The 12,166-nt window shown below is 71.4% G+C and carries 10 protein-coding genes; 5 read left to right on the top strand and 5 right to left on the bottom strand.

The window, feature by feature from the left end; genetic code table 11:
- The first annotated feature begins 177 nt into the window (after window positions 1–177).
- Window positions 178–1,014, top strand: a complete 837-nt coding sequence (locus ABZS64_RS32110) for an endonuclease/exonuclease/phosphatase family protein (protein ID WP_355837320.1) — start codon at window positions 178–180, stop codon at window positions 1,012–1,014.
- Here ABZS64_RS32110 and ABZS64_RS32105 read toward each other — a convergent pair.
- Complete coding sequence (locus ABZS64_RS32105; RefSeq protein ID WP_355837318.1) at window positions 960–1,787, bottom strand: class I SAM-dependent methyltransferase; 828 nt, start codon at window positions 1,785–1,787, stop codon at window positions 960–962. The genes ABZS64_RS32110 and ABZS64_RS32105 overlap by 55 nt on opposite strands.
- Window positions 1,788–1,811: 24 nt before the next feature.
- Between ABZS64_RS32105 and ABZS64_RS32100 the strand changes: the two genes are divergently transcribed.
- Window positions 1,812–2,465 (top strand): M15 family metallopeptidase, encoded by a 654-nt coding sequence (locus tag ABZS64_RS32100; protein ID WP_355837316.1) that lies wholly within the window; start codon window positions 1,812–1,814, stop codon window positions 2,463–2,465.
- A 19-nt stretch (window positions 2,466–2,484) separates the two neighbouring features.
- Here the strand turns inward: ABZS64_RS32100 and ABZS64_RS32095 are convergent, their stop codons facing one another.
- Window positions 2,485–3,165, bottom strand: coding sequence for a TetR family transcriptional regulator (locus ABZS64_RS32095; protein WP_355837314.1), 681 nt, complete (start codon window positions 3,163–3,165; stop codon window positions 2,485–2,487).
- A 96-nt stretch (window positions 3,166–3,261) separates the two neighbouring features.
- On the opposite strand from ABZS64_RS32095, the gene ABZS64_RS32090 reads away from it, so the two are divergent.
- Window positions 3,262–4,188, top strand: a complete 927-nt coding sequence (locus tag ABZS64_RS32090) for an SDR family oxidoreductase (RefSeq protein WP_355837312.1) — start codon at window positions 3,262–3,264, stop codon at window positions 4,186–4,188.
- A gap of 43 nt (window positions 4,189–4,231) precedes the next feature.
- Here the strand turns inward: ABZS64_RS32090 and ABZS64_RS32085 are convergent, their stop codons facing one another.
- The 3 genes from ABZS64_RS32085 to ABZS64_RS32075 all read right to left on the bottom strand — a co-directional run bounded on the left by ABZS64_RS32085 (window position 4,232) and on the right by ABZS64_RS32075 (window position 8,181).
- Entirely contained in the window at window positions 4,232–6,640 is a 2,409-nt protein-coding gene (locus ABZS64_RS32085; protein WP_355837310.1) for a SpoIIE family protein phosphatase, read from the bottom strand.
- A gap of 97 nt (window positions 6,641–6,737) precedes the next feature.
- Complete coding sequence (locus tag ABZS64_RS32080) at window positions 6,738–7,634, bottom strand: DMT family transporter (RefSeq protein ID WP_355837308.1); 897 nt, start codon at window positions 7,632–7,634, stop codon at window positions 6,738–6,740.
- A gap of 19 nt (window positions 7,635–7,653) precedes the next feature.
- Window positions 7,654–8,181 carry a hypothetical protein gene (locus tag ABZS64_RS32075; protein WP_355837306.1) on the bottom strand — a complete coding sequence of 176 codons (528 nt, stop codon included), beginning with the start codon at window positions 8,179–8,181 and terminating at the stop codon, window positions 7,654–7,656.
- Between the two features lie 279 nt (window positions 8,182–8,460).
- Between ABZS64_RS32075 and ABZS64_RS32070 the strand changes: the two genes are divergently transcribed.
- Complete coding sequence (locus ABZS64_RS32070; protein WP_355837304.1) at window positions 8,461–9,906, top strand: MFS transporter; 1,446 nt, start codon at window positions 8,461–8,463, stop codon at window positions 9,904–9,906.
- 92 nt (window positions 9,907–9,998) lie between these two features.
- Window positions 9,999–12,155 (top strand): FUSC family protein, encoded by a 2,157-nt coding sequence (locus ABZS64_RS32065; RefSeq protein WP_355837323.1) that lies wholly within the window; start codon window positions 9,999–10,001, stop codon window positions 12,153–12,155.
- Window positions 12,156–12,166 lie beyond the last annotated feature (11 nt).

Here is a 12,166-nt window from a genome sequence, read left to right as displayed (position 1 = left end):
GAAGGAGCCGACGCGGAGCGTCGGCGACTGACGACAACGCAGCGAGGTGCCGTGCCAGGGCACGCGAGCCCGGCAAGATCGGCCGGACAGGGCCTAGGGGGCAAGATCCGAAGGACACCCCCTGGATCAGCAGGCCTGCCTCGAGACTTGGGCTCTAACACTCGAGCGAGGTGGCAGATGCGCGTACTGACGTGGAACGTGTGGTGGCGGTTCGGGCCCTGGGAGCAGCGGCAGAAGGCGATCCTCAGTGTGCTGCGCGATCTGCAACCCGATGTGATCGGTCTGCAGGAGGTGTGGGCCGCCGGCGGGGAGAACCTGGCGCAGTGGCTCGCGCACGAACTCGGCATGCAGTGGACCTGGGCACCCTCCCAGGCGCCCGAGCGGTGGCGGCAGCGACTCGGGGACCCGGCCGTCGACATCGGCAACGCCGTACTGAGCCGCTGGCCGATTCTGGACCGGGCGGTGCTGCGGCTGCCCGCCCCCGAACGTAATGACGACGGCCGGCTGGCACTGTACGCACGGCTGGACGCGCCCACCCACCCCGTACCGTTCTTCACCGCGCATTTGGCCTCCGCGACTGACGCCTCGGCCGTGCGCTGCCAACAGGTCACGGCGCTCGTCGAATTCATCGCGGCGCACCGCGGCGGCACCCTCTTTCCACCAGTGGTCACCGGGGATTTCAACGCGTGGCCGGACTCCGACGAGATCCGCTTGCTCGGCGGCTACAAGACGGCCCCTGCCGTCCCCGGCCACGTCCTCTTCGATGCCTGGGAGTACGCCGCCCCGGCGACGCCGTCGGCCACGTGGGATGCGGAAAACCCCTTCGTCGCGGCGACGTTCAGCCCGAGCGTCCGGATCGACTACATCCACATCGGGCCGCCCGGGCCCGGTGGCATCGGCGGCGTCCGCTCGATTCGCCGAGCGGGTGACGGCCCGGTCGACGGCGTCTGGCCGTCCGATCACGCCGCGGTCGTCGCCGACCTGGCAGTCGCCCGGCCCAGCAAGGCGAGTTGAGGCAAGGCCAGCACCCCATCCGGTCCGGCGAACTCCGTGCTGATCGAGTCGTAGTGACGCTTGATCTCCGCGACGACCTCGGCGGGCTGACTCACCACCACCTGCCCGACCGTCGCCACCCCTGTCGCCGGACCGCTCCACCACTCCTCGGCGGTTGCGAGGTGGTCCCAGGCGAGCGTCCGGCAGGAAGGGTCCGCGAACCCCGCTTCACCGAGCAGGCCGGTCAGCCCCTGGACTGTCCGTGCGAAGTCGTCCTCGGGGGCCAGAACGGGCAGATGAGCGGGCCGTGAGACTCCCGCCGCCTGAAGGGCACGCCCGAACAGGGCCTGCCCGGCGGCGGTGGGAGCTGTCCAGATCGTCAGCGCGATCCGCCCTCCCGGACGCGTCACCCTGAGCAGCTCGGCCAGCGCCACGCGTGGCTGTCCCACATGGTTGAGCACGAAGTTGCCCACCACGGCGTCGAACTCCGCGTCGGCGAAGGGGAGGTCAGGCAGCGCTGCCACGCGTACATCCGCGCCCGGAGCGGCCTGCGCGGCCAGAGCGACCATGCCCGGCTCGGCGTCCACGGCCGTCACCTTCGCACCGCGTTCACAGGCAGCTTCGGCGACGGCGCCGGTGCCCGTCCCGACATCGAGCAGACGGGTCCCCGGCCGCACGTCCGCGGCATCGAGCACCATCGGCACCGGGTAGGCGCAGAGCTTGGCGAAACTGGCCTCGTACGCCTCGGCCCGTCCCGCCCAGGTCCGGCGCTCCGAATCATCGAACACGGTCATGGCCTTGATCCTATGGTGAGCGCCATGAGTGAGATCATCTTGATGTCGGACCCGAAGATCGAGGCTCTGTCTGTCGAGGAGTGCGGCGAGCGCCTGGTGGACGTCCGCAGCGATGGTTCCCTGCTGGTCGATGCACGCAAAGAGGATCCGGCGGGCGCCTTCGCCCAACTGCGGGAGGGTGTCTTCGATCGCCTCCTCAAGGCGCAGACACTGCTTCCGCCGGGACTGCGGCTGCTGTTCGTCGAGGGCTACCGGCCGCTGTCGCTGCAGCGCCGGTACTTCGAGGAGTACGCCGACGAGTTGCGAGCCGACCATCCCGACTGGCCCGAGGAGCAGGTCCGTTCGGCGGCGAGCCGCTATGTGTCGCCGCCCGAGATCGCCCCGCACAGCGCCGGAGCGGCCGTCGACCTGACGCTTGCGCAGGCCGACGGCCGTGAACTGGATCTCGGCACCAGGATGAACGCGAGCCCGGAAGAGAGCGACGGCGCCTGTTACACCGGTGCCGCCCATATCAGTGACGACGCGCGTGCCAACCGGGTCATCCTCGGTGCCGCACTGACGGCCGCGGGCCTGGTCAACTACCCCACGGAGTGGTGGCACTGGTCGTTCGGCGACCGTTACTGGGCCCTGGCCACCGGGGCCGCTGCCGCCCACTACGGGCCACGCGACCTGGACTGAGGCCCGGGCGCTGCGCGCCTCAGCGCGAGACGCGGGCCAGTAGTCCCGAGAGCAGTACTTCGAGCACCTCACGGAGCGTTGAGGTGAAGTCGAGCCGCATGGACGCCAGCGAGGGGTCCGCCTCGTAGGCGGCCAGCATCGCGGCCGACGGCTGCGCGTGCGTCCAGATGGCGCCGGTCACCATGACGGCGGCGCCGGCGAACCGCATCGCGTCGTGCTCGCCGAGTTCGGGCATCTGGGTGCCCACCAGCCGGGCCAGCTCGCCGACGTTCGTGATGGCGGCGCGCTTGTACTCCGCGGCAACCTGCGGGGAGACGTTGCGTTCGAGCACTGCGGCCTGGGCGCTGATCAGGTCGCACAGCACCGGGCGGGCCGCCAGCGAGGTCGCGAGCGTGGCGGCCACCTGGTCGCCCCGTTCCGACGGTGCCGCTCCGGTGTCGACCGCGGCGGCGAGTTCCCGCTCCAGGTCCTCCAGCCACTCCCGCAGCGCGGTGTCGAGCAGTTCGAGCAGCACGGCCTCGCGGGACTCGAAATAGCGCAGGACGTTCGACTTCGCCAGGCCGACCCGGCGGCTCAGTTCGTTGAGGCTCACCTGTGCCACGGGCATCTCGGCCAGCATCGCGGCCGCGGTGCCCAGGATCGCTTGTCGGCGCACGGCGCGCTGTTCCTCGCTGCGGGCGCGCTGGAAGGGCGTAGTCATGCCCCAAGACTACAGACCCCCGGTCTATTGTTATCGGACCACCGGTCTGCTAACGTTTTTCACAACAGACCGCTGGTCTACTACTAAGGAGCAATCATGTACGCCGTCCCCGACCAGACCGGGAAGTTCGCCGTCGTCACCGGCGCCAACAGCGGCACCGGCAAGGAAACCGTCCGTCGCCTCGCCGCCGCCGGCGCCCGCGTCGTGATGGCCGTACGTACGGTTGCCAAGGGCGAACAGGCCCGCGCCGAGATCCTGGCCCAGCACCCGTACGCACAGCTCGAGGTGCGCCGGATCGACCTGGCGGACCTTGCCTCGGTGAAGGAGTTCGCCGACGGGATCATCGCCGCCGGCACACCCCTCGACCTGCTGGTCAACAACGCCGGGGTGATGGCACCGCCGACCCGCATGACCACGTCCGACGGCTTCGAGCTGCAGATGGGCAGCAACTTCCTCGGCCCCTTCGCCCTCACCGTCCAGATCCTGCCCGCGCTCCTCGCCGCCCCGGCACCGCGCGTGGCCACCATGAGCAGCGGCACGGCCAACTACGGCCGGATCAACTTCCAGGACCTCCAGTGGGAGCGCCGCCGCTACAGCCCCAATCTCTCCTACGCCCAGTCCAAGCTCGCCGACCTCATGCTGACCCGGCACCTGGCGGCGGTCGCCGCCGAGCGCGGCTGGCAGCTGATGAGCACCGGCGCCCACCCCGGCTACACCCGCACGAACCTCCAGACGGCAGGGGCGAGCCTCGGACGCGACAAGCCGAAGCGCTCACTGCTCAACGGGCTCGACTTCCTGCCCTCCCAGGGTGTCGAGCAGGGCGCCGAACCGCTCCTGTACGCCGCGACCAGCCCCGACGCCGTCGCCGGCGGCTACTACGGCCCGGGCGGACGATTCGGCCTGGTCGGCCCCACCGCCACCGCACGTGTGACCCGGCGGGCCCTCGACACCACCATCAATGCGCGCCTGTGGGCCGAGGCCGAGGGACTGACCGGCGTCGCCCTGCCCACGTCCGTCGCCTGACCGGGACGCACGAGGCGCCCCACCGCGGGCACTGTACGGACCATCATTCCTCCGAGGGGAACGCCTGTTCCGTCCAGATGGTCTTCCCGGACTGCGTGTAGCGCGTACCCCATCGGTGCACCAGTTGCGCGACGATGAACAGACCACGCCCGCCCTCGTCGTCCTCCTCGCTGTGCCGCAGATGCGGTGAGGTGTGGCCGGCGTCCGCGACCTCGCACAGGAGCGTGCGGTCACGGATGAGGCGCAGGTGCAACGGCCCCTCGGCGTGCCGGATCGCGTTGGTGACCAGCTCGCTCACGACGAGCTCGGTCGAGAACGACAGCTCCTCCAGGCCCCATTCGTGAAGCTGTCCGGTGGCAAGTTCCCGGGCATGGCTCACCGCGACGGGCTCGGCGGGCAGTTCCCAGTCGACGACCTGTCCGGCGCCGAGTTCCCGGGTGCGTACGAGCAGCAGTGCCGTGTCGTCGGCCGTCGTGCCGCCCGGCAGGAGCTCCGACAGAGCGCGGTCGCACAGCTCTTCCAGGGACCCGCCTCCGCCGGTGAGCACCCGCCCCAGGATGTCGAGACCCTGATCGACGTCACGGTCACGGGCTTCGACCAGGCCGTCGGTGAACAGCGCCATCAGGCTTCCCACCGGCAGCTCGATCTCCATGGACTCGAACGGCAGGCCGCCGAGACCCAGCGGCGGCCCGGCCGGGAGGTCGGGGAAGGACAACCGTCCCTCGGGGTCCACGATCGCCGGTGGCAGGTGCCCCGCCCGGGCCATGGTGCAGCGACGCGAGACCGGATCGTAGACGGCGTAGAGACAGGTCGCCCCGATGGCGTCGTCCTCGTGGGGCTCGGTGGGCGGTCCCACCGCCTGCGCCTGTTCCTCGGCCGACTGGCCCACCAGATCGTCGAGTCGTTTCAGCAACTCGTCCGGGGACAGGTCCAGTTGGGCGAGCGCGCGTACGGTCGTGCGCAACCGGCCCATGGTGGCCGCCGCCTGAAGGCCGTGGCCGACCACATCTCCCACGACGAGCCCGACCCGGGTTCCGGACAGCGGGATGACGTCGAACCAGTCGCCGCCCACCCCCGTCACATCGTCCGTGGGCAGATAGCGGTAGGCCATGTCGACCGCAGTCTGCTCCGGCAGGTTGCGCGGCAGCAGTTGGCGCTGAAGGGCGAGTGAGGCCGAACGTTCGCGGGCGAAGCGTCGCGCGTTGTCGATGGACACTGCCGTACGGGCCGCCAGCTCGTCGGCGAGTGCTATCTCGCCCTTGTCGAAGGTGGCCGACGGTGCGCGCCGGAAAGTGACCAGTCCCAGCGTGCTGCCCCCGGCCCGCAGGGGCACGACCAAGGTGTCGTCCGCGAGCACGAGTCCGCCCGAGGAGAGACTGCGGAGCTGGGGCGATCCCGGCGGATAGTCGACGGGAAAAGGCTCATTCGGCTTCCCCTGCTCGCCCGCCTCCCACCACCCGTTCGTCTGGGCCGATCGCGAAGCGACCCGCACGAGAGCACCCGCTGCCGGGCGGCCGGCGCCCAGCGACTCGCCCTCCAGCACACCCTCGGCGAGGTCGACCGTCACGGCGTCGGCGAATTCCGGGACCGCGACCTCGGTGACCTCCTCCGCGGTGACGATCACGTCCAGGACCGTGCCGATTCCACGCCCGGCCTCGACGAGGAGTGCCAGCCGCCTCTGCGCCTCGTAGCGATCGGTGATGTCGAACGCGTCCTCGCACACCCCGAAGACATGCCCGTCCGCGTCCTGCAGCCGGTAGTAGGAGCACGACCAGAGGTGGTCGATTCCCGGATCGCTGGGCGGCCGGCCGCGGAAGTGCAGGTCGAGGATCGGTTCTCCGGTATCGAGTACGTAGTTCATGACCGCGTCGAGAGTGTGGGGGTAACCCTCGGTCACAAAGCGGCCCTCAGAGTACAGCTCATCGGCCCGCAGACCGCGGAACTCGGCGAACGGCAGCCCGATCTCCTGTTCGTACGCGGCGTTGCACCACGTCAGACGCAGTTCGGTGTCATAGATGGCCAGGCCGACGGGCGACTGGGTGGCCAGCCCCTGCAGCAGGGCAAGCCGGGACTCCCACAGCCGCAGACGCTCCAGCTCCGTCGCGACGAGGACACGGGCCGCCGTGCCAGTGCCGGGCAGCGAGCTCACCGCGGTCGCGACGAGCAGCGAGCGGCCGTCCCGGTGCCGGGCGACCCGGATCTCGCTTCCGCTCAACGGCGTACCCAGGACCGTGGACTCCTGGGCCCGGGCGAGACCGGAGGACTGCCGGGGCGCCAGGAACGTGTCCAGGGGCTTCCCGATCATCTCGTCCTGCGGATAGCCGAAGAGTTCCTCGGCTGTGCGGCTCCACCCGATGACCGTGTCCTGGGCATCAAGAACCGCCGTGGCCGCCCTGGTGACGTCGAGCGGACCACGGAAGTCGGCACCATTCGCCGCGCCCCATGCGCTCACGGCGCACCACCAGCCCGGTTCATTGCCTCCAGAATCTGCCCGTCCCGGGACCGGCACAAGCGCAATGGGCTCTGTCGCACCCATGAGATGCGGGCGGTCACGGCGCGTCCGCGGCTCGCAGTGGCTCGCCGGGGGCGACCACCGACTGGGTCAGCGGGATCCGCGAGAGCGCGAAAACACCTGTGGCGATCATGGCCACGCCGATCATTTGCGGCAGCAGCCACCAGCCGGATCGCACGTGTTCCTCGTAGACGATGATGCCCAGGGCCAGACTCACCGTCGCGTCGCCGAGGGTGAGCGCGGGCTGGGAGGCGACGAGCGGGCCCGCCTGCATCGCGTTCTCCAGCAGGAAGAGCGCTCCAGCGCCGACCGCCGCGAAGGTGTACGTCTGCCAGGCGGTGAAGAACGCCACGACCCCGTCGTCGTCCAGGATGTGCACCGCCGCCTTCATCAGCGCCGCGGTCACCGCGTAGCTGATCGCGGTCGCCGCGCCGAAACAGGCGGCGCGGGCCCGGCCCTCGGGCCGCCGGATCGCCACCAGCACGAGCACGACGACCGCTCCCGCGCACGCCGCGAGCGCGGGAATCCAGCGGTCCAGCGGTACGTGTGTGAGGTTGCCCGTGGGGGACGCGGCGGCGAGGGCGACGCCCAGACCCGCCACCACACCGGCCACGGCCACCCAGCCGGCGCGCGGGAGATGCCGGTGCATCACGAGTGAGGCGACGATCAGGGTGAGCGGCAGTTCGAGGACGAACAGCGGCTGAACGATCGTCAGCGGCCCGGTCGCCAGGGCCACCGCCTGGCAGACGGCGGCAGCGACGACGGCGAGGATTCCGGCGAGCCAGACGGGGCGCTTCAGCAGATCGAGCATCAGCCCCGCACGCAGGCCCTCGGAGCGGGGCACGCTGAGGACCGCCTTGCGCTGGAGCACGGTGGCGACCGCGTTGCTGAGTGCCGCGCAGATGGCGAAGAGGACCGGCAGCAGGGTGTGCACTGTAGTCGGCCTCCCGCTCTCAGGGGTCGTCGAGGTTCAGACCGGCGGACGGCTGCGAGAACAGCCGCCGGGCGTTCTCGTCGAGGGCGGCGAAGCCTTCGACGAGTTGCGACGCGACGCGCCAGCCGCTGTCCGATACACCGTCCGACGGCTCGTCACCCGGTGGGTCGACGAGCGTGCGCGAGGGGGCGAACTCCCAGACGTGGAAGGCCTTTCCGGTGAAAGTGTCGCTCACGGGCGATCCTTCGAGCCGCAGCCTGAGGAAGAACTCCAGCCGGGTGTGGGCGCGCCAGTTTCCGCTGGGCAGCCGCTCGGGCCGGGACAACTGCTCCACGACATGGGATTCGTCGAAGAACTCGGCGCGGGCTTCGAGAAAGTCCCGCAGTCCCTGCTCGCCCTCCCACATCAGCCCGTTGACGAGGCCCGTACGGAAGTCGTCGGTGAGGATTTCCTCCCGCATCCGCTCCGCCGGGACATGGGCCTGGAGCAGAGCGAAGTACCGCTCGATCGTGTCCCAGATCAGCGGGGCAGCGCGCTCGGAAGACATGCGACCTCCCACGTTCCGCAGGGGTGCGGCGTCCGCTGACGCGGCTGGCCGGGTTCGTGCACTCCCTGCCATGGTGGCCCCGGCCCGGTCTCCCCCGCGATCCGGCCCGTCCTCCGCCGCGTACGGAACGGCGGCCCGGGTATGGACCGGTGCAGGGGCAGGGGACGGGCGGCCGGGCTGCGGACCTGCGGCCGCGAGCCGACAATGGCACGAGGGACAAGGGCGACGCCCGACCCCACTCGCGACGTTGCGACAGCGTCGCCCGAGAGGAACGTGCCCATGCGCGCAGAGTCGTCATCGGCCGCGCGGACGGGGGCCTTCATCGCCGTCGCGGTCGCACTGTTCTGCATTCAGGTCGACTTCTTCGCCCTCAACCTGGCCATCCCGGGAATCGCGGAAGAGCTCGATGTCACGGCCTCGGCCGCCCAGTGGACCCTCTCCACGTACATGCTCGCCGTCGGCTGCTTCTTCATCGTGGGCGGAAGGCTGGGAGACGTCTTCGGCCGCCGGGGCACCCTGCTCGTCGGTCTCGCGCTGTTCGCGGCCGGTTCTGTGGGGTGTGCGCTCGCGCCGGGACTGTGGCAGCTGGTGGGCGCCCGGATCGTTCAGGGCGTCGGCGCGGGCTTCGTCTTCCCGGTGTCGGTCGCCGTGATCAGCAATGCCTTCCCGGACGAGACCCGGGCCCGCGCGCTGGGCGCGGCGTTCGGAGTCGCCAACATCGGAACCGCGCTGGGCCCGTTCGTGGGCGGCGGCTTCACCGAAGGGCCCGGCTGGCGCTGGATCTTCTGGCTGCTCGCCCCGCTCAGCACGCTGGCCCTGCTCGTCGCGATCGCGTACGTCCCCGACTCACGCGACACCTCCGCGCCCCGCCAGCTCGATCTGACCGCCTGCTTCACCCTCGTGTGCTCGCTGGCCGCCCTCACACTGGCCGTGGAACGCGGCAGCGCCTGGGGCTGGGACCACGCCCGCGCGCTCACGCTCTTCGGCGTTGCGGTGCTGATGGGCTGGCTGTTCCTGGTGCGGGAGCGGCTGGCCAGTCATCCGCTGGTCGATCTGCGCCCGTTCCGCAACGTCCCGTACGTCCTGGTGACCGACATGGGCTCCGTCGCCAACATGGGCTACGGCGTGACCGTCTTCGTGGCGACGCTCTATCTCCAGGGCGTACGCGGTCTGTCCCCGCTGATGGCGGGCATCGTGTTCCTGGCTCCCGCCCTGCTCGTGGCCCTGTCCGGGCCGCTGGGGGCGCGGCTGGCAACGCGGATGCGGCCCACCGCGGTGATGGCCCTCGCAGGAGGGATCGCCGGTACGGGAATGATCGCGCTCAGCCATGTCACGGCCTGGTGGCTCTACGTGCCGGTCTTCGCCTGGTGCGGGCTCGGCCTCGGTCTCGGCTGGACCTTCTCCAGCGTCGCCACCCAGCAGGTCGTGCCGCCCGCGAGGGCGGGTGAGGCGTCCGGCGTCCTGCTGACCTTCCTGGTCACCCTTGGCGCCATCGCCCTCGCCGGTGCGGCGGCCACGATCACCGCGATGACCCCGCAGCGGCCGGCCGAGGACGCCTACGACGCGATCCTGCGCTTCGGCGGGGCCGTGATCCTGCTCGCGTCGGTCGTCGTCATGGCCGTACGCCACCGGCTCGTCGTCCACGGCAAGGCACCACCGCTGTCCATGTACGCGCCCTGGCCGCCCGCGGACGTGGGCGGCGGCAACCGTGAGACCCGGCCGTGAGCCGGGCACGCCCCGCCGAAGAGCGCCCGCGGCGCCATCGCGCCCGCGCGCGGCGGCCGGACCGTACCGCGATCGTGCACCGGGCTGTCCGGGTGACCACGGCCGCCTGCGCCGGGTTCTATCCGTTCGTCTACGCGGCGGATCAGCCGGAGACGGCCCTGTACGCCCTGTTCGGTCCTGTGGCGCTCGGGATGCTGTCATCGATCCCCGGCTCCGGGCGGCAGCGGGCCGCCGTGATGCTGCGCGCGCTGCCGGTGGGCCTGGTGCTCGTCGCTCTGGGAACGGTGCTGGCCGTCCACACGTGGACGGCGGTTCTCGGGATGCTGGTCGTCGGATTCGCCCTCGCCTTCGCGGCGGTCGCGGGGCCCCGTCCGGCCAGTGCGGCGCCCGGGCTTCAGCTCTTCTACATCCTGGCCTGCTTTCCGCCCTACGCGCCGGAGGCCCTGGGGGCACGGCTGGCCGGGCTCACTCTGGGGGTGCTGCTGCTCGCCGCGTGCGAGGTCTTCCTGCTGCCCGCGCCGCCGGCCACCACGTACCGGGAGAGCCTGGCGGAGGCCGTCACGATCGCGGGTCGTGCGGCCGAGGCGGCGGCCGCCGGGGCCGAAGGAGTCGAAGGGGCCGAAGGATCCGCCGACTCGGCAGAACGGCTGCGGGCGGCCGGTGCGCAGCTGCGGCTCTCCCGCCTTCCGCCCGCCGAACGGCCCGCCGGGGCCGGTCGCTCGGACCGGGCCCTGGCCCAGGCAGGTGCCGCGGCCCGCAGACTGCTGGACCAACTGGCGCAGCTGGGTGACACGCCGCGGACCGGCCGGAACGAGGAGGCGGAGGCGGACGCAGACCGGCACGCGGCCGCAGGCCCGGACCGGGACGCCGGCGCGGAGGCGCAAGCGGACGCCGCGTCGGCCGGTCTCCTCGGCCGTATCGCGGAGCACTGCGCCACCACCGCACACGCCCTGCGCACCGGGCACCCTCCCCCGCGGTCGGGGCCTCCCGCCCTGGAAATGGCGATACGAAACTTCCAGGCCCTGCGTATCGCGCAGTCGACGGGACCACTCGAAGCCGCCCCGCCCGTCGCGGCGTTGCGCCGCCAGGCCGCGGTTCTGGCCATGGCCGAGTCGACCCGGAGCCTTCAGACCTCCGTACGCGTCGGCCTGCACGGGAGGCGCACACGGCCGATCCAGCCGCAGGCACTCTTCTGGTACGCCGACGCTCGCACCCCGCGCCTGTGGTGGCGTCGGCTCGTCGGCCATACGACGCTGCGTTCGGTCCAGTTCCAGAACGCCACCCGGACCGCACTCGGGCTCGGCGCCGCCCGTCTCGTCGCCGGATCGCTGGACCTGTCCCACGGATTCTGGGTGCTGCTCGCCGTGCTGACACTCGGCCGCACCACCGCGGGGGCAACCTGGACGGCGGTGCGTTCGGCACTGGCCGGCACGCTCGCCGGCGCCATCGCCGCGGGCACACTGCTGGTCGTCGTCGGGCAGCACCCCGATGCGTACGCGGGGGTGCTGGCGCCCGCCATGTTGGCCGCCTTCGCCCTCGGCCCGCTGCTCGGCATCGCCTGGGCGCAGGCCCTGTTCACGCTCGTGGTGTCGGACGCGTTCGCCCAGATCGCCCCCGCCTCCTGGCAGTTGGCCGAGGCCAGGATCGTGGACGTGGTCACGGGCAGCGCGATCGGTCTGCTGTGCGGTCTGCTCGCCTGGCCTGCCGGGGCGCGGCGCGAGGTCCAAAGGAACATGTCCGACCTGCTGCGCTCGTGCGGCCCGCTGATCACCGGAACCGTCAGGGTGCTCCTCACCACCCCACCTGGTTCAGCGCCCCTGCCGGCCACGCCCCCCGTCGTCCACCGCCTCCGCCTCGCCGAGGCCGCGTACCTCCAGCACCGATCCGAACCGGGCGAGCCGTCGGCCGAGTTCATGGACTGGCATGCCGTGCTGATCACGGCCAACCACGTGCTGCTCGGCGCCCATTGGCTGCCCCGCTTCGACCTGCCCGGGACCGCTGTCCCCCCGGACGCCGCCGCATGGGCCCGCACGACAGCCGACCGACTGGCCCTGGCCACGGACGGGGTCGCCGCGCTCTGCTCCGAGGAGAGCGCACCCCTGCGACCGCCGGCCCTCCCGGGGCACGACGCGCCTCCTGAGCTGCGGGGCTCTGCTTCCCTGCCCACGCTGATCGACCTTGAGCAATGGCTCAACAGCCTCGCGGCACAACTCGCGCGTATTGAGGGCTCGGTGCCGGCCGGCAGGTGATCGACTCGCAC

Origin of the sequence: Streptomyces sp. NPDC005408, from assembly GCF_040606445.1 — a bacterium.
Classification (GTDB): domain Bacteria; phylum Actinomycetota; class Actinomycetes; order Streptomycetales; family Streptomycetaceae; genus Streptomyces.
The sequence above is the reverse complement of the archived record's forward strand: the minus strand, read 5'-3'. Positions and strand labels throughout refer to the sequence as shown.